Origin of the sequence: Luteibacter sp. dw_328 (assembly GCF_018449605.1) — a bacterium.
Taxonomy (GTDB): domain Bacteria; phylum Pseudomonadota; class Gammaproteobacteria; order Xanthomonadales; family Rhodanobacteraceae; genus Luteibacter.
Window position 1 is genome coordinate 238,622 of record NZ_JAAVUW010000008.1, and the last position, 15,046, is coordinate 253,667.

Consider the following 15,046-nt stretch of genomic DNA (forward strand, 5'->3'; position numbering starts at 1 on the left):
GTCCGAGAACTATCAGGCTGTCACTGGTTCGGCACGTTCTCGTCGCCACGCGCGCAGGCCTATGGCGGCGAGGACGACAAATCCCGCATACAGGACGGCCGTGATCGGCAGCGACTTGTAGACGTACTCGCCGACATAGATGACGTCGACCGCGATCCATAGCCACCAGGCAGCGGCGTGTCGACGTGCCTGCCACCACTGGGCGACGAGGCTGAAGGCGGTAAGCGCTGCATCGAGCCACGGCAACGAGGCGTCGGTGTACCTGTGCATCGCGTACCCGAGCGCCAGCGCCGCGGCCGTGCCGACGGCGAGGTGCCGCGCTGCGCTCCGCGTGTCCAGTTCCGCAACGCGGACATGACCGCTGCCGTCGAGGTGACGCGACCATCGATGCCATCCGTAAAGAATCAGGAAGGCAAAAATCACCTGCAGCATCGTATCCGAGTACAGCTTGGCATCGACGAAAATCCACGCGTAGGCAATCACCGATACCAGGCCCACCGGCCAGCACCAGGGACTGCGCCGCGCGGTCAGCCAGACGCCCGCCGCGCTGACCAGCGCGGCGGAGAGTTCGAACAGCGAAAGCTCAAAAGTCATAAGTCATCGAAAGGCGGGCAAGTCGCGGCATGCCGGGGAAGAGATAGCTATCACCACCCGACGTACCCGTATCGCGCCAGTAGAAGTGGTTGAACACGTTGTCCACGTTGAGCCGCCAGGTCATCGCATGACCGCCGACCGCCGTGACGAAACGAAGGCCCGCGTCGAACACATGGTACGCCGGGACGCGCGTGTCCCCGTTCGGCGTCGCCACGTTCGTACCCGCATAGCGCCAGCCGCCGAGCACCGCCAGTTGCGGGGCGAAAGGCAAGGTGTAGTCGGCGTACACGGCCGTCCGCCAGCGGGGTACGTTGACGACCTGATGATCTTCATAATCCGGCGTGCCCGTATTCTCGGCACGCGCACGAATCACGTTGGCGCTGGCGGTCAGCCGAAGATTGTCGGTCACGCGCCCGGCCAGGTTGAGCTCGATACCCGTGTGCACCTCCTGTCCCTGCTGGACGAAGGTGAAGCCTTCGGGCGTGTCGTCGGGACGGGCGAACTGGTAGGCCTGGCGAATCCGGTAGACCGCCGCCTGCAGGTCCAGGACATCGCTGACCGCATACTTCACGCCGGCCTCGACCTGGCGCGACTGCAACGGTGCCAGCGTGGTCCCGCCGTTCGATGTCCAGTAAGGTGCCTCGCGCCCCAGCGACAGGCCTTCGCCGTAGCTGATGTAGGTCGTCAGGGGCGCCGTCGGCTGCCACAGCACGGCCGCCTGCGGCAGCGTCTTGGTCATACGCGTATCGCGCTCGAGGGCGCCGCTGTCGTCATACGCACGCTCGTCGAGCTTGACCAGGCGAGCACCGGCAAGGACCTGCCATGTCTCGCCCAGATGCACGCGGTCGATCGCGAACAGCGTGCGTTGCCAGCTGGTCAGGCGGCGCGCCGAAGGGCCCGGCTCGTTGGGTGACGGGTCGAAATACGGCGGCGTACGATCGTCGATGTTCGCGGTGCCGACGTAGTCGTACACGTAGGGACGCTGATCCACGGTGCGGCGGAACGCGCTGGCACCGACGTTCACTTCGTGGTCGATCGCACCCGTCGAGAACGTTCCCGTGACGACCGCGCGCAGTTCGTCGTTCTGTCGCGTGTCGTCCGGACTACGGTAATCATAGACATCGTAGTCGCCATTGGGAGCGAAGAAGTAGCCCGGCGTCGCGCCCGACGCACAAGACGCGGCATAGAAGCAGCCGTACGCAAAGGCGACGTTATCGTCGATCACCGTATGGCTGTGACCCGCCGAGACCTGCGCGTTCCAGCTGTCGTCGAAGCGATAGTTGAAGCGCAGCGACGTGTTGCTCGAATGGATGCCGACAGGACGCTGCCAGGGCTCGTAACCGAGCAGGCGTGTACGACTGGGATGCTCGGGAATCTGCGTACCACCCAGCAACTGGTAACCGGATGCCGAGCGTTGACCGCTGGTCTGGTAGTCAGAGTCCAGCTGCAAGGTCGCCTGGTCGGTGATCTTCCAGTCGGCACCGAGGGACACGAAGCTGCGTCGTCCGTCGGTATGTTCGATGGCGGCGTGCGTCTGCTCGTTCGCCGCGTTCACGCGCAGGCCGAAGGAGGGTGTGAACCATGCCCCCAGATCGACGGCCTCGTAGCTGGACCCGTGCGAATCCGTACCGATCGTCACGCTGTGCACGTCGGCAGGACGCTTGCTCACGTAGTTGATCAGGCCACCCGGCTCGACCACGCCGGCCTCCAGGCCACCAAGACCCTTCAGCACTTCGACGCGCTCCTTGCCTTCGAGCCCGGGCAATTGCTCGGCCGACTCGATCATGCCGTTGAAGCGAAAGCCCGTGGCAAGGTCCAGCGGGAAGCCGCGGATCGAAACGTCCTGGTAGTAGCCCGCCGGCGCGTAGTTGTCGTTGATCGCCGAATCACCGCGTACCAGTTCGCTGAGCGTCCTCGGCTGACGGTCGTCGAGCTGCGCGCGAGTGATGACGGTGATCGCCGCCGGCGTATCGTGCAAGGGCGCGTTGCCGAAGCTGCCGAAGGTGTCCAGCTGGGAATCGGCGGCCTGGTAACCGGTGGTGGTCGTGGCGTTCACATCCACCGTCGGCAGCGTACGCGCCTTCTGGGGCGTCGTATCGTCGGCGGCGTGCGCAACACCGAGCAGGGAGAACAAGGCCACGGCCAGCGGGGTACGGCAAAAAGTCATCGTCGTCTTCAGGTTCACGGACGAAGCGACGGCGAGCCACGTCGTCCCGGGACGTCCGTGGCTCTGCAAGCTCCCTACGCCGGTACTAACCGGGTCAGGTTCCAAGGGACTCTCTCAGCCTGGCAACGCCAGGCACCCCCGCTTCTAGAACAGCTATTGAACCACGAATCAGCCGCCCGCGTGGCGGATCGCGTCGAGCAGCGCCTGCCCCTGCGCCCCGATGAACCAGGCGGCATGCCCGCGCAGGAAGGTGTGGTAGGCCACATCGGCGTGGTCGCGACGACCCGTCACGCCCTCGAAGTACTCGACCTCGGACAGGGCGAAATCGAGGTGGACGACCGGCAGGAGGTCGGCGAGCAGATCCAGGTCGTCGGCGGCCAAGGGGCATACCTCCCGGTAGCCCTCGATCAGGGAGAGCGCGAGGTCGGTCCGACCGATGTCTCCCTGCGCGATATCGAGCCATGCGATGGCGTTGCGTTCGATCGCCGTCGCCAGGTCGAACAAGCCGAACGTCACGGCGGAAAGACCCAGATCGAGTACGTCGGTGATCCGCGCCCCATCGCCGCCGTCGCTCCAGCACAGGTTCGATACGTGCCAGTCGCCGTGGGTCCATGATCGTGGTTGGCGGGAGATACCCTCAACGGCACGCGCATGCCAGGGTGCAATGGCCTCGCCGATCTCCGCACGCCAGTCGCGCTCGCGCAGGTACGCCTCCAGCGAAGGACGCGACGAAAGCGCGGCGTCGATAGCCAGCAACGGATCTGCCGACGAGAGAATGTCTGCCCGCGCCACCAGCAGTTGCGTGGTCCGCTGCGGCGCGCGGTAATCCCGAGCGGCCGCATGCAACCGCCCCAGCATCGCACCCGCGGCTCGCGCATGGGCGATGCCGCCGATCGGCGACCAGGAGAAGGCGTCGCGGTAGACATCGACACCGATTGCTGGCGCATGCACTTCGTAGACCCACTCGCCGATCGCGACCGCCGACGCACCGTCGATGTCCGTCATCACCTTCGGCACGGCAATACCGCGTTGCCGCAGGTGTGTGGCGAAGCCGTGCTCCTCGGCCAGCGTCGCCGTCGAGCGCACGCTCCGGTGGTGACGTTTTACGAAGACCTCGCCCGTCGACGTACGCACGAGCGCGGCGGCCGACAACGGACGGGGACTACGCCAGTGCAGCGCCTCGACGGCGCCACCTGGCGGAAAACGACGCAGGAGCACCTCGACCTCGGCCAGGGTCAGCGGCGGCCAGTCCGGTGTCAGTTCGTCGCCGGCAAGACCATGGGCGAGGTGGGTGTCGTCATTCATCGGCGCAGTCTAACCGCTGCCTTCAGAAAGCAAGGTTCAGACCGATCGTGGCCCAGCGCGAAACCGGCGACGCATGTTCGCGCTCACGCCCGACGACGAGGTCGACGCTGTCGCCATCGTCCTTGCCGAAGTAGTAACGCACACCTGCCTGCGTCGTCTGGGACAGGCGCGCCGCCCATAGCCGTTCGGCGAGCAAAGCGACCTCCTTCGTGACGGCAAACTCGAAGCCGACGCCGGCCAGGCCTCGCCAGGCACCCTGTTCCGCCCGGGTCATGCCGAGGTTCACGTTCGCCATCAGGCGGCGCTCGTCGTCGATGCCGAAGTTGCTCGCGGCGTAGACATTCGAGCCGATGCGATGACCGTTCTGCAGGGTTGTGTCAGTGGCAATGGCAAGACCGATACCGGCGTCGTCGCCATTTCGCAGCTGCCATTTGATCGAAGGGTTCTGCAGGTTGTATCCCGGATGGGACTGACCGCCGAGCCCGAGCCCGAACTCAACCGGCCCGACGCCGCAGGCAGGCACCGTCCATGCAGTGTGCGCGCCACCGCGAAACACCTGTAACCAGCTTTCCAGCTGACAACGACCGGGTGTTGCCGTGGAAGCGTCATCGACCAGATAGCTACCACCGGAGGCCATCGACGGCGACGCGGCAAGGGCGAGGATCGTTCCGAAAACGAAGAGGAGAATGTTGCGCATGTTGCATACCTCCCTGCCGAACGCTGCGGCCGGGGTAGAGGGAGGCGGGTCACGGGGTGACCTGCCGGTGGCCAAGGTGGCTACCGGCCGCGAAATACGAACGGAAAGACCACTAGCGACGTCGAAACGGAGGCCTGGGGTCGTCGTCCATGGATGTCTCGCGGGGCTGAAAGTGTGCGGATTGTCGGTGCCCGTGTCCGCGGGGTCAACCGTTGACTGCTTTCTTACAGCCAGCTTATCCCTGGCGCAGGCTCATCACGAGGCCATCGCCAAGCCACGCGTTAAGCAGCCCGCCCGCCTCGGCCGCTATCGCCGCGGAGGCGTGCCACTGGCGCAGCCGCTCACAGATCTCGCCGAACGTGGCACCTGCGAGGGCCAGGTCAAGGCATGCGCATTCCCTGGCGTCCATGCTGGCGAACCGCGGCGACAGCCCCCCGCGCCACACACGGACACCTTCGCCCGCGGAGGCCTGCACCGCTCCCGGTGGCATGATCTCGTCAGCGAGCGCCTTCCAGATCGCCACTGCATTGCTGCGCATGCGGCGAAACCGCAGGGTCGGTACGAAGACGAACTCCACGCGATCCCAATCGTCGGCGACGAGCGCGCCAGCGTCGATCGCTACACCATCGTGACCACTGAACGCGTGACGTAGGGTCCCATCCAGCCACGCCAGCTCACTGACATCCGGATCGTCGGGATAGTCATGTTCGAGCATGTCGGGAAAGTCGTGCCCATAAGCATCCAACGTCCATGACGAGGGAACGTGTTCATCGATGTAACGGTCCGCCGCGCGATCGAATGCTTCGTCGCCCAGCCACAACCGTGTCTTCGCGTAGGCATCCCGCATGGCCGTCATGAGCTGGCCACGATAGTTGTTCGCATACACGCGCATGCCACGCGCGTCGAAAGCCCCCCGCGCAGCGGTACCGGACACCGAGGCGATGAAACGCCGTTGCAGATCACCGAGGCTCATGCGGCCTGACGTGCCGCCGACGCGGCGATGAGGCGGGCCTGTTGTAGCTCGGCGAGCAGGTCCGTCAGGGGTGGAATATGGTCGTCCCGCTCGATCATGGTGGCCACGTGACCCAGTCGCGAAGCGAAGCGCGCATAGAGCCGCCAGACCGGATCGGGCACCGGCGCGTCGTGCGTATCGATCAGCATGTCACGCCCCTGGCTGTGTCCGGCAAGATGGACCTGCCTGACGCGCTCCAGTGGCAGCCCTTCCAGCCATTCATCGGGGTCAAGCCCGTGATTGGTCGCGCTCACGTAGATGTTGTTGACGTCGAGCAGAAGCAGGCATCCGGTGCGCTCACACAGCGCCGAAAGAAAGACGGCCTCGGTCATCATCGAGTCCGCGAAAGCGATGTAGGTCGAGGGATTCTCGAGCACCAGCGCGCGACCGAGCACATCCTGCGCCATCGACACATTCGCGACCAGGACGTCGAGCGCTTCTTCCGTGTAGGGAAGCGGCAAGAGGTCATGGGCGTTGAAGCCATCGACACCGGTCCAGCTGACGTGATCGGAGATCCAGAGCGGATCGACCCGACGCGCCAACGCGCTCAATCGGCGAAGGTAGGCGATGTCGACCTCGTCTACCGAACCGAGATTCATAGATACCCCGTGCAGGGCCACGCGGTAGCGCTCACGAACACGGTCGATGATGTCGAGCGGGCGCCCGCCGTCCACCATGAAATTCTCCGAGATCACTTCGACGAAGTCGACCGGCTGCTGCGTTGCGATGAAATCGGCATAGTGCGGAACACGCAAGCCCAGACCGAAGCCATGGAACGCGGGCGGCGATTGAACGGGCATGATGTGCTCCGGAGAGGCCCGGTCGCCAGTGCGACCGGGCAGGCAGGATTACTGGGCCGGCGGGGTGGTGCTACCGCCCTGGGCCGAGCATTCCTTCATCGAAACCGCTTTGAAGCCCTGGCCCTTGCAGTCGTTCTGGCCTTTGCAGGCATGGTTGCCCGATTTGCAGTCCGAGGTGCCTTTACAGCTGTTGATGCCGTAGCAATGCACGGTCTTGCCGGCAGCCTGATCGGCAGCCTGCGCCGGGGCGGAGATCGCCGCGGCAGAGACGGCGAAGATGGCGGCGGCAGCGGCGATGCTATGGGTGGCGGTATGCATGGTCGTTCTCCGGGAGGTCAGGGTTTGCCGAAGTGGCATGAATGAATTCGCGTCACCGGGGGCATTGGTTACACGAAGCGAAAATCTTTTTCAGTGCACGCCCATGGCATGATCGACAGACAGCCGGCCACCGCCGCGTGCGATGAGGTACAGCAGGATCGCAGCCCAGGACAAATGCGTCGGCCACGCATCCGGGTAGACGAAGATCTCGATGATCGTCGTCATACCGAGCAACACGAACGCCGATAGTCGCGTTGCCAGACCGAGCACGAGCAACATCGGCACGAACGTTTCGACATACGCCGACATATGCGCGGCGATCTCGGGCGGCACAAGCGGCAGCTTGTACTCGGTGGCGAATAACTCGTAGGTGCCGTCGGTAATCGTCAGGAAACCTTCGACCTTGGTACGCCCGGACTGGAAGAAGACCGCAGCGATGGAGACGCGGGCAACCAGCGCGAGGAACGAATGGCCCACGAGCTGGCCGACGCGGTCCGCGAGGGCGTTCCAGCGCGAGACGGGGGTCGGACGAGTGACGAGCGAACGGGTGAGCGAGTCCATGGCGGGTCCTTCAGGTGGCGAATGCGCCAGCGTTCAGCAGGCTGGCCAGGATGAGGTCGATGCGGGCATCGGGGTGGATGGCAACGGTCGAAAGGGCGGCATCGGCCAGCGAAACCCCTTCGGCGATGGCCTCGAGAAAGCGCAGGACCGGGGCCTCTACCGCCGCGACACCGACCTCGAGATGGCCCCGGGTAACGATGGCGTACTCGGGTTGCCATACAAGGTCGGCACCGACCGCGACGCCAGCCCTGCTTGCCTGCCAGATCGTGACGGCGGGTGATGCGGCAGCGAACGTTCGCGTCGCTGGATGCACCCGCAGCCTGAGCGCAGCGATGCCGTCGGGTCCGAGGGTGGTCATCGTCGCCGCGTCCAGGACGCTGGCGTCGGCGGCGACGAGGCTCTCTACCCAGAGGCGGTCGAGTCGTGCGACGTCACCCAGGTACGGCATGTCGGATGCTGGCGGAAAGGTCCCGATGAAATCGGGGAAATCGTCGCCATAGGTAAACAGCCGCCCATCGCGCGGCGGCGACTGCGAGGCGTGGAGGGCGGCGGCGGCGCGGAACCAGTCGCGTCCGACCAGGCAGACGACGGCGGGATAGTTCGCCTCCAGCGCGTCCAGGCAGGCACGCATGGCGGTATTGCGATAGATCGCGAAGGCGGCCTGGTCAACGGGGGCAAATGCCCTCTCGTCGTAGAGGGCATCCGCGAAGTCGTCCTGGAAACGTGCGAGGGCGCTCATGCGGCCATCCCTACCGTCTCCAGCAGGGTCTGGGCCCGCCCCCTCTCGGCGAGCAGGTTAGCAAACGCGGGGACGTCGCCATCGCGTTCGATCAGCGTCGGGAGGGAAGTGCCGCGTGACACGACGTGACGATAGAGCGACCACACCGCGTCCATAATCGGTGCGTCGTGCGAGTCGATGAGCAGTGTCGGGTCGGTGTCATCCGCGGCGTGGCCGGCAAGGTGGATTTCCGTAACGGCGCGAAGCGGAAACGCATCAAGATAAGCGACAGGATCGGCGCCCAGGTTATGCGAACTGACGTAGACGTTGTTGATGTCGAGTAGCAGACCGCAGCCACTGCGACGTACCAGTTCGGCGAGGAAATCGGTCTCGCTCCAATCGTGCCCATCCAGTACCAGGTAATGCGATGGGTTCTCCAACGATACCCGTCGCCCCAGGCGCTCCTGGGTATGCACGACATTGCGAACAAGGTGTGCCAGCGCCTCGTGGGTTCGCGGGAACGGCAGCAGGTCCGGCACGTAGCGGCCTGCCCACGTCGACCAGGCCATGTGTTCGGACACCAGCGCCGGTTGCACGCGGTCGATGAGGCGGCGCAGGCGCTGCAGGTGCACGGCGTCCGGCAGTGCAGCTGCAGCAAGCGAAAGCGATACGCCGTGCAAGGACAGCGGAAAGCGTTCCGCTAAGGCATCCAGCATCGCCAGTCGTGGTCCGCCATCGACCATGTAGTTCTCGGGATGCACTTCGAGCCACAAGCCATCGGCATGACAACGCATGACGTCGTCGAAATGCTGGGGCTTGAAGCCGATGCCGGCGGCGGGCGACAGGCTCATGAGGCTGCTCAACCGACCTTGGTCAGCGAGCCATTGCCCTTGGGCGTCTGAATCGCGGTGCAGGTGCCGGCAGGCACGTTCTTCCAGGCGTTCTTCTGGTAGTCCGCCTTGGCCGTTCCGGCGCAGGTCGTGCCCGGGCCTGCGGCGCAGTCGTTCTGGCCTGCCTTGGCGACACCCCAGCACTTCTCGACGGCCGGTTTCTTCGCATCTTTCTGGGTATCGGCTTGCGCGACACCGGCAACCAGGGCGGCGAGGGTGAAGGCGACGGAGGCAATGTGACGATGGTTCATGGGAACTCCTTGCGGGGAGGGCCGGACACGATGTCCGGCTTCACGAATGAGTTCGCGGGGCCGGATAGGTCGGTTACACGCGGCGGCGTCTTTTTTTTTCGGTCGTGCTGTAACCGGATGTCCGCGGCGAGCGAACTGAGGAACATGCCCACCATGTCGTCGTCGCCACGCTCGGCCCGCGACGCTTGCGATAGCGAGCCGGGCATGGCTATATCGCTGTCCATGGACAGCCCAGCCATCACAGCGACATCCCCGACGGAGCGGGTAGCTGACGTCTTTTCGGCGACGGAGAACGAGCTCCGCGCCTGCTTCGTCCTCGGCCTGGGTGGCGATGCCGCCCAGTACCGGCTCTTTCTCCACGGCCTCGGTTCGCACCTGCGCGCGTACCTGCGCAGGCGCCTGCCGCGTGCGCAGGCCGACGTCGAAGACATCCTCCAGGAGACCCTGCTCGCCGTGCACAATGCGCGACACACCTACCGCGACGACCAGCCGCTCACCGCCTGGGTGCATGCCATTGCGCGCTACAAGCTGATGGACTTCTTCCGTGCCCACGCGCGACGCGAGGCGCTTCACGAGCCCTTCGAGGACGACGGCAGCCTCTTCGTCCAGTCCGATGTGGAACCTGCCGACGCACGCCGCGATGTCGGCCGCTTGCTCGAAGCCCTCCCCGACCGCCATCGTCTACCCATCGTTTTCGTGAAGCTGCAGGGGTTGTCTGTTGCCGAGGCAGCGCAACGCTGCGGCATTTCCGAATCCGCGGTGAAGGTAGGCGTGCATCGTGGCCTGAAAGCACTCGCCGCCCGTATTCGAGGCAGCTCATGAAGACCGACGATTTCATCGCCATGCTTGCAAATGAGGCCCCGCCGGTCGATCGCCGCGCACCGGGCCGTCGTTTCGCCCTGGCCCTCCTGCTGGGCTTCGCCGCGGCAACCCTGCTGATGGCCGCCGGACTGGGGCTGCGTCCGGATCTCGCCGATGCGATACACCTGCCGATGTTCTGGCTGCGCATCGGCTTCGCCGCGTGCATCGGCATAGCCGCGTTGTGGCTCACGCTGCGACTGTCGCGCCCGGGTCTTCGCATCGGTGCCCGTTGGGCAAGCCTGGCGGCACCGGTTGCCGTCGCCTGGGTCGGCATGGCCGTCGTGCTGGCGCATGCGCCGACCGACGCGCGCGTGGCCCTGCTGCTCGGCCACACCTGGCGCGTCTGCCCGATCCTGATCGCCCTGCTCTCGACGCCGACCTTTCTGGCCATGCTCTGGGCCGTGCGCGGCATGGCACCGGTACGGCCGCGGGTCACGGGCGCGGCCGTGGGCGTGCTTGCCGGCGCGACGGCCACCGTGGCGTATTGCCTGCATTGCCCCGAGATGTCGCCGGCATTCTGGTCCACCTGGTATCCGCTTGGCATGGCTATCCCGGCCGCGATCGGTGCCTTGATCGGCCCTCGCGTGCTTCGCTGGTAGGCTGCGCGCTTCGCTCCCGTGGATGCTTCACGCATGCTCCGTCCGACATCGTTCCGGTTCCTGGCCCTGCTCGGCCTCGTCGTGACCTCCGCTGCCGCTGCCGATGGCGCGGGCCTCAAGGTGATTCCCGTGGACAACGGCGTCAATCAGCTCACGCTGCTCGGCGAGCCTGCCATGGCGGTGCGCGCGTGGCGTGAGAACTACAACGCCCACGGCTTCGATGTCGTGAGCTTTTACATTCGTGACAAGACCGCCGGCGAGAAGGCGTTCTGGAACCTCGTCCCCGTGTTCGGACAGGCGGGCAAGAGCGACGGGGGCGAACGTCTAGAGATAACCATCGGCGGCGGCGCCGACTGCGTCCTCCACGACTTCCGCCTGCTCCGCTCGGACGACGACAAGCGGGTCATGCTCGTGATCGCCCAGCGCGACATGGGCGACAGCTTTGCCGACCCTGCCGCCGTCCATTTCACCTGGTACGACCTGGCAAAGAATGAAGACGAAGCGCCAGGGGAACCCTGGCGGTATTTCCGACAGACGCACGTCACCCAGGCGGCAAAACCGTATTGCGACGTCGAGGAAGCCTTCGACAAGGAACTGCACCTGGGAACCACCGGTGGCAACGGCGGCCCGGGCGATACCGACTGAGCAGAAAGCGCCCTGAAAGCCCCATCGCAAGAACTTGTCACCCTCTCCCACGATCCGCGCGCGGAATCGGCAAATGTCGTCCTAGGCCGTGTATTCGATAGCGGCACGGCCGTTAACCCATCAAACTAGACGCATCGATGCAGCGGGGCGACCATGGGCTCAATCAGCAGGGATCCGGCAGTCTGGGGACGGTATATCGCCGTCGCCGGGGCTTATGCCGCCTGCTACGAGCTCACCCGCAACGTGTCCTTCTCGCATTGGATGCTGCCCGCCGGCCTGCGCATGGCCTGCCTTTTCCTGGTGCCACGGCGCTACTGGCTCGCACTGGCTGTCGGTGAAACATTGCCCATCGCTGAAATGGCCGCGCTGCATGCGTCGGCATTCGGCGTGCTCTGGGCGATCATCGTCTCGATCCCACCTATCGCGTTGATGATGCCGGCCGTCGCCTGGATGCGCCGTCACTTCGGCTTGTTCCGTGAAGATGGTCAGATCCACATGGGCATGATCATGGCCGCGACCATGGTCTGCGCGGTGATTAACGGTATTGCCAACGGGGCGGCACTCGCCAACGTGTCGATGGGCGACGGATCCGAAGCGCCAGCGGTGACCATTCCCCTCTTCCTCGCGTGGTTCCTGGGTGCCTACCTCGGCGCCCTGACCCTCACCCCGATGATCCTCGCCCTGCGCGAGCGCCTCGCCCTGCAGCCCGGCCGCATGGTGACACTCAAGGCCGTGTGGCACAGCGTCCTGACGCGCGACGCCCTGTTCATTGCCGTTCCGACGCTCGCCTTGCTGATGATCGCGGCTTCACAGCTGGATGGCATGGCGCTGCAGTGCGTACGGATGGCCATGCCCGTTCCTGTCATCGTCCTTACGCTGCGTCACGGCTGGCACGGCACCGCCATCGGCGGCATGCTGGCAAGCATTGCCCTGGCAGCGACGTCGTTCGAGCTTCGCGACCCGGCCATGATCCAGGCACAGGTCGTCCTGGCCTTCGTCATCTCCACCTCCCTGTTGTTCGGGGTCAGGGTGGCCCGGCGCCTCGCTGCGAGCCACTCCCTGGTCGCGCACACCGGCTCCCACCACCTCGGCTGAGGTGATGAGAGCGCCGGGCTGTAGCCCGGCGCCTGTCATCGGTCAGGGGCCGTGCGAGCTGCATTCCGCCGGATTCTTGCAATCGCCAATCAATAAATTGATCTGCATCGTGCCGTCGGGCTGAGGCGCCACGAACACATGCGTCGAGCTATCGGAGTAGACCGTCTCGCCGGTGGTCGAGGCTGGGGCGGGAAGGGGTTCGTCCGGCGTCGCCAGTCGGCTCGCGTCCGAACCGATCGGCAGACCGACCGCCTTGTATGCCGTGACGGCAAAGGCACCACGCACGGCGCCACCGGCGTCGTTCACCTGGATGTAGCGGGTGCCGCCGCGGGTGAAGACGTAGACGTGATAGTTCGCGCTGGAGCTGACGTCACCCACGGCACTGGTCGACGGTTGTCCCAGGCCGGAGAGTGCGGTCTGTGCGTGAACGGCGGTGACGCCCAGCGGAAGGGCGAGGAGGGAGCAGAGCAGGAAGCGTGTCGATGTACGCATGTCGAAAGTCCCATGGGAGGTTGGCGAGCCCGCGCGGGTATCGCGCCGGACCGGTAGCTCGACCATGGGCCGTTCAGGGCCGGACAGCCCATGATCGATACCCGCACTTTCCCTCATCGGTCGGGGTGCGGCGGACACCCTGCCGAATTCGCTCATTCCTGGGGCCGTCGACCTGTGGTCCCCCGGCATTTGCAGGCCGCATAGCTCCAGCGAATGAGCATGGCGGCCGCGCCGAGGTTCAGGGCGGCCTCGCTGGGCCAGGCAAAGGCCTGCGAGAGGAGGCCCGTACCCGTGCCTGCCACCGCTTCGGACACGCCAACCACGTTGACGACCGCTCCGCACGCCAGAAGTGTCATGCAGAGTCGCTCCAGGCGCGGCTGCGTCGCGTCGGTCACCTGCCACAGCGCGGCGGCGGCGATCAGGGACGAGCAGACGAGATTGAACCACGTCATTATCATGATCATTTATCGGTACCTCGAAGAAAGCGTCCTAAGACGCGCTTGGTTACCTTCTCGACATGCGCTTCGATCACACCCTGCACGATCGCCGTGAGGTTCAGACCGAAACAGCCGATAAGAATCGCGACGGCCGCCTGAACTTCAGGGTCGTAATCGCTCACGTACCGCTTTCCGATCGCAGGCGCCAGGAAGACGGCGAGCACCGTGCCGCATATGACCCTGACGACAGCGCGGCCTCGCGAGCTATCCGATAACGCGACGGGAATCACCGCTCCGCCGACAGCGGCCAGGAGCAGCCATAAGCGATCGATCAGGGTGGGGTCCATGACGCTACTCCTTCGCGCTGTTGGCTCGCCGGAGGACACCGGCCCAGCGCGACTCCGCACGCTGGAACGCCATGGCGATCGATCCCGGAGCAGGTGTATCGACCATCAGTTCGCCCGGATACAGGCGCGCGCAAAAACCGCCGCCGTTCGTCGATGGATGAAAGCGATAGAAGCTGCTGCCATCGACATCGCGAAGATGGTCCGCGACGATCTTGCAGTTGGCGGGCTCGCCAAATTGCAGGGACGCGCGCTGTGCATGGATGGTCGCGTCGAGACGGACGGTATTCTGGATCGACGCGGCGACGACGCCGCGCCAGCTGCCGTCGTGCGAAGGCGCGTCTTCCGCGGCGCTCGGTGAGGCCAACAGACCCAGCGTCAACGCAGGCAGGAGGGATGACAGCAGGACAGTACGTAACATGGACATCTCCGGTCAGGAAGCAACAAGAAGGAAAACGAACGTCGCGATGCGTGCTGACGTGAACACGATGGCACCGCGCGCGAGCACCAGCCATCGGCTCGGCCTGCGGGGCGGCAGCTCGAGGTAAGTCAGCAAAGTCGTCTCCCACTCGGCGGAGACGTGAAGTTCGCTGAGTGAACGGGGAAGACGGGCCGTGCTCATGCACCACCTCGAGGGACGATGAGATGGCCGTCGATCTCCACGCAGGGTTGCCAGTCCGAGGCGGCGAGGCAGACGAGCCTCAACTGATGCACAGGGCGACGATCCAGCCAGGCAAAGCGCGGTCGGCCGAGCTGCATGACCAGTTCGCGCCGGCGACGCGCGACACGGCGATACCGCAGGCGGAAGTCGAAGGCCATGGATAGTTCGGCGAGGCGAGGCCCGGGATGGGCACGTCGTTTGAGGGAATGATCGGCGTCACGCAGCGCACGGGTGACGGCGTCAAGAAGCTGGTCGAGCGAGGTATGAGCCATGATCTGCTCCTACGCTGCCGGCAGCCAGGCGGGTTTTCGCGGAAAGCCGACGTGATAGCAGATCCACTGCAGGACCACCTGATGCTCGCCGATCTGGAGAACCTTGAAGCTCTTCTCCATGCCGATGATGCAACCCTTCGGCGACTCGTTGAAGCATCGATTGAGCATGTCGTTGGCTTCGGCGACCTGCTGCTCCGAACGCATCTGGTTCGGGTCGTCGGTGCCGACGACGATGCGCTTGACGAACTTGACTTCCGTGAGATCGAACATGAATTCACTCCTTGAAAACCGCGGCACCCTGGGGAGGGGCATTGGGGTGCCGCGGCC

The 15,046-nt window shown here is 65.1% G+C and carries 22 protein-coding genes and 1 riboswitch; of the genes, 4 read left to right on the forward strand and 18 right to left on the reverse strand.

Translation table 11 applies throughout. The features are described 5' to 3' along the window. Window positions 1-12: 12 nt before the first annotated feature. The 11 genes from pnuC to HB634_RS19465 form a co-directional block, all read right to left on the reverse strand. A complete protein-coding gene (pnuC, locus tag HB634_RS19415) occupies window positions 13-594 on the reverse strand; it encodes a nicotinamide riboside transporter PnuC (protein ID WP_063571862.1) in 582 nt (193 codons plus the stop codon). Next, complete coding sequence (locus HB634_RS19420; protein ID WP_213949777.1) at window positions 584-2,761, reverse strand: TonB-dependent siderophore receptor; 2,178 nt, start codon at window positions 2,759-2,761, stop codon at window positions 584-586. Before HB634_RS19420 ends, pnuC begins: the two co-directional genes overlap by 11 nt. A gap of 54 nt (window positions 2,762-2,815) precedes the next feature. Then, window positions 2,816-2,911: riboswitch (TPP riboswitch) on the reverse strand. Window positions 2,912-2,929: 18 nt separating this feature from the next. Then, complete coding sequence (locus HB634_RS19425) at window positions 2,930-4,066, reverse strand: phosphotransferase (RefSeq protein WP_213949778.1); 1,137 nt, start codon at window positions 4,064-4,066, stop codon at window positions 2,930-2,932. Between the two features lie 22 nt (window positions 4,067-4,088). Next, window positions 4,089-4,763 (reverse strand): hypothetical protein, encoded by a 675-nt coding sequence (locus HB634_RS19430; RefSeq protein WP_213949779.1) that lies wholly within the window; start codon window positions 4,761-4,763, stop codon window positions 4,089-4,091. A gap of 235 nt (window positions 4,764-4,998) precedes the next feature. After that, window positions 4,999-5,736, reverse strand: coding sequence for a DNA-binding domain-containing protein (locus tag HB634_RS19435; RefSeq protein ID WP_213949780.1), 738 nt, complete (start codon window positions 5,734-5,736; stop codon window positions 4,999-5,001). Next, window positions 5,733-6,575 carry a DUF692 domain-containing protein gene (locus HB634_RS19440; protein ID WP_213949781.1) on the reverse strand — a complete coding sequence of 281 codons (843 nt, stop codon included), beginning with the start codon at window positions 6,573-6,575 and terminating at the stop codon, window positions 5,733-5,735. The genes HB634_RS19435 and HB634_RS19440 overlap by 4 nt, the downstream gene beginning before the upstream one ends. Before the next feature lie 48 nt (window positions 6,576-6,623). Further along, complete coding sequence (locus tag HB634_RS19445; protein ID WP_213949782.1) at window positions 6,624-6,893, reverse strand: hypothetical protein; 270 nt, start codon at window positions 6,891-6,893, stop codon at window positions 6,624-6,626. 90 nt (window positions 6,894-6,983) lie between these two features. Continuing rightward, window positions 6,984-7,454 (reverse strand): DoxX family protein, encoded by a 471-nt coding sequence (locus tag HB634_RS19450; protein ID WP_063573333.1) that lies wholly within the window; start codon window positions 7,452-7,454, stop codon window positions 6,984-6,986. 10 nt (window positions 7,455-7,464) lie between these two features. Continuing rightward, window positions 7,465-8,193: a DNA-binding domain-containing protein gene (locus tag HB634_RS19455; protein ID WP_213949783.1), complete on the reverse strand. Its 729-nt coding sequence runs from the start codon at window positions 8,191-8,193 to the stop codon at window positions 7,465-7,467. Continuing rightward, window positions 8,190-9,023: a DUF692 domain-containing protein gene (locus tag HB634_RS19460; RefSeq protein ID WP_213949784.1), complete on the reverse strand. Its 834-nt coding sequence runs from the start codon at window positions 9,021-9,023 to the stop codon at window positions 8,190-8,192. Before HB634_RS19460 ends, HB634_RS19455 begins: the two co-directional genes overlap by 4 nt. Window positions 9,024-9,031: 8 nt before the next feature. Then, on the reverse strand, window positions 9,032-9,313 hold the full coding sequence (locus tag HB634_RS19465; protein WP_213949785.1) for a DUF2282 domain-containing protein: 282 nt from the start codon (window positions 9,311-9,313) through the stop codon (window positions 9,032-9,034). A 153-nt stretch (window positions 9,314-9,466) separates the two neighbouring features. On the opposite strand from HB634_RS19465, the gene HB634_RS19470 reads away from it, so the two are divergent. From HB634_RS19470 to HB634_RS19485, 4 genes are all read left to right on the forward strand, one after another. Next, on the forward strand, window positions 9,467-10,135 hold the full coding sequence (locus tag HB634_RS19470; RefSeq protein WP_213949786.1) for a sigma-70 family RNA polymerase sigma factor: 669 nt from the start codon (window positions 9,467-9,469) through the stop codon (window positions 10,133-10,135). Then, entirely contained in the window at window positions 10,132-10,773 is a 642-nt protein-coding gene (locus HB634_RS19475; RefSeq protein WP_213949787.1) for a DUF1109 domain-containing protein, read from the forward strand. The genes HB634_RS19470 and HB634_RS19475 overlap by 4 nt, the downstream gene beginning before the upstream one ends. A gap of 33 nt (window positions 10,774-10,806) precedes the next feature. Beyond that, entirely contained in the window at window positions 10,807-11,418 is a 612-nt protein-coding gene (locus tag HB634_RS19480) for a hypothetical protein (RefSeq protein WP_213949788.1), read from the forward strand. 153 nt (window positions 11,419-11,571) lie between these two features. Further along, window positions 11,572-12,513: an MASE1 domain-containing protein gene (locus HB634_RS19485; protein WP_213949789.1), complete on the forward strand. Its 942-nt coding sequence runs from the start codon at window positions 11,572-11,574 to the stop codon at window positions 12,511-12,513. A 42-nt stretch (window positions 12,514-12,555) separates the two neighbouring features. Here the strand turns inward: HB634_RS19485 and HB634_RS19490 are convergent, their stop codons facing one another. From HB634_RS19490 to HB634_RS19520, 7 genes are all read right to left on the reverse strand, one after another. Further along, window positions 12,556-13,005, reverse strand: coding sequence for a hypothetical protein (locus HB634_RS19490; protein WP_082879323.1), 450 nt, complete (start codon window positions 13,003-13,005; stop codon window positions 12,556-12,558). Window positions 13,006-13,157: 152 nt separating this feature from the next. Beyond that, the gene (locus HB634_RS19495; RefSeq protein ID WP_213949790.1) at window positions 13,158-13,469 is read right to left on the reverse strand and encodes a hypothetical protein; all 312 of its coding nucleotides are present in this window, start codon (window positions 13,467-13,469) and stop codon (window positions 13,158-13,160) included. Beyond that, on the reverse strand, window positions 13,466-13,789 hold the full coding sequence (locus HB634_RS19500) for a hypothetical protein (protein ID WP_213949791.1): 324 nt from the start codon (window positions 13,787-13,789) through the stop codon (window positions 13,466-13,468). Before HB634_RS19500 ends, HB634_RS19495 begins: the two co-directional genes overlap by 4 nt. Before the next feature lie 4 nt (window positions 13,790-13,793). Then, window positions 13,794-14,207, reverse strand: a complete 414-nt coding sequence (locus tag HB634_RS19505; protein WP_213949792.1) for a hypothetical protein — start codon at window positions 14,205-14,207, stop codon at window positions 13,794-13,796. A 12-nt stretch (window positions 14,208-14,219) separates the two neighbouring features. Next, window positions 14,220-14,408 (reverse strand): hypothetical protein, encoded by a 189-nt coding sequence (locus HB634_RS19510; RefSeq protein WP_213949793.1) that lies wholly within the window; start codon window positions 14,406-14,408, stop codon window positions 14,220-14,222. Next, window positions 14,405-14,719: a hypothetical protein gene (locus HB634_RS19515; protein WP_213949794.1), complete on the reverse strand. Its 315-nt coding sequence runs from the start codon at window positions 14,717-14,719 to the stop codon at window positions 14,405-14,407. Before HB634_RS19515 ends, HB634_RS19510 begins: the two co-directional genes overlap by 4 nt. 9 nt (window positions 14,720-14,728) lie before the next feature. Next, window positions 14,729-14,989 carry a hypothetical protein gene (locus HB634_RS19520; protein ID WP_063572702.1) on the reverse strand — a complete coding sequence of 87 codons (261 nt, stop codon included), beginning with the start codon at window positions 14,987-14,989 and terminating at the stop codon, window positions 14,729-14,731. Window positions 14,990-15,046: the final 57 nt, after the last annotated feature.

Bases quoted from the DNA above. Each gene is read 5' to 3' on its own strand.
- HB634_RS19510 (WP_213949793.1), bottom strand. From the start codon at position 14,408: ATGAGCACGGCCCGTCTTCCCCGTTCACTCAGCGAACTTCACGTCTCC.
- HB634_RS19420 (WP_213949777.1), bottom strand. From the start codon at position 2,761: ATGACTTTTTGCCGTACCCCGCTGGCCGTGGCCTTGTTCTCCCTGCTC.
- HB634_RS19425 (WP_213949778.1), bottom strand. From the start codon at position 4,066: ATGAATGACGACACCCACCTCGCCCATGGTCTTGCCGGCGACGAACTG.
- HB634_RS19435 (WP_213949780.1), bottom strand. From the start codon at position 5,736: ATGAGCCTCGGTGATCTGCAACGGCGTTTCATCGCCTCGGTGTCCGGT.
- pnuC (WP_063571862.1), bottom strand. From the start codon at position 594: ATGACTTTTGAGCTTTCGCTGTTCGAACTCTCCGCCGCGCTGGTCAGC.
- HB634_RS19480 (WP_213949788.1), top strand. From the start codon at position 10,807: ATGCTCCGTCCGACATCGTTCCGGTTCCTGGCCCTGCTCGGCCTCGTC.
- HB634_RS19450 (WP_063573333.1), bottom strand. From the start codon at position 7,454: ATGGACTCGCTCACCCGTTCGCTCGTCACTCGTCCGACCCCCGTCTCG.
- HB634_RS19465 (WP_213949785.1), bottom strand. From the start codon at position 9,313: ATGAACCATCGTCACATTGCCTCCGTCGCCTTCACCCTCGCCGCCCTG.
- HB634_RS19440 (WP_213949781.1), bottom strand. From the start codon at position 6,575: ATGCCCGTTCAATCGCCGCCCGCGTTCCATGGCTTCGGTCTGGGCTTG.
- HB634_RS19505 (WP_213949792.1), bottom strand. From the start codon at position 14,207: ATGTTACGTACTGTCCTGCTGTCATCCCTCCTGCCTGCGTTGACGCTG.
- HB634_RS19470 (WP_213949786.1), top strand. From the start codon at position 9,467: ATGTCGTCGTCGCCACGCTCGGCCCGCGACGCTTGCGATAGCGAGCCG.
- HB634_RS19430 (WP_213949779.1), bottom strand. From the start codon at position 4,763: ATGCGCAACATTCTCCTCTTCGTTTTCGGAACGATCCTCGCCCTTGCC.
- HB634_RS19495 (WP_213949790.1), bottom strand. From the start codon at position 13,469: ATGATCATGATAATGACGTGGTTCAATCTCGTCTGCTCGTCCCTGATC.
- HB634_RS19500 (WP_213949791.1), bottom strand. From the start codon at position 13,789: ATGGACCCCACCCTGATCGATCGCTTATGGCTGCTCCTGGCCGCTGTC.
- HB634_RS19460 (WP_213949784.1), bottom strand. From the start codon at position 9,023: ATGAGCCTGTCGCCCGCCGCCGGCATCGGCTTCAAGCCCCAGCATTTC.
- HB634_RS19445 (WP_213949782.1), bottom strand. From the start codon at position 6,893: ATGCATACCGCCACCCATAGCATCGCCGCTGCCGCCGCCATCTTCGCC.
- HB634_RS19520 (WP_063572702.1), bottom strand. From the start codon at position 14,989: ATGTTCGATCTCACGGAAGTCAAGTTCGTCAAGCGCATCGTCGTCGGC.
- HB634_RS19475 (WP_213949787.1), top strand. From the start codon at position 10,132: ATGAAGACCGACGATTTCATCGCCATGCTTGCAAATGAGGCCCCGCCG.
- HB634_RS19515 (WP_213949794.1), bottom strand. From the start codon at position 14,719: ATGGCTCATACCTCGCTCGACCAGCTTCTTGACGCCGTCACCCGTGCG.
- HB634_RS19455 (WP_213949783.1), bottom strand. From the start codon at position 8,193: ATGAGCGCCCTCGCACGTTTCCAGGACGACTTCGCGGATGCCCTCTAC.
- HB634_RS19490 (WP_082879323.1), bottom strand. From the start codon at position 13,005: ATGCGTACATCGACACGCTTCCTGCTCTGCTCCCTCCTCGCCCTTCCG.
- HB634_RS19485 (WP_213949789.1), top strand. From the start codon at position 11,572: ATGGGCTCAATCAGCAGGGATCCGGCAGTCTGGGGACGGTATATCGCC.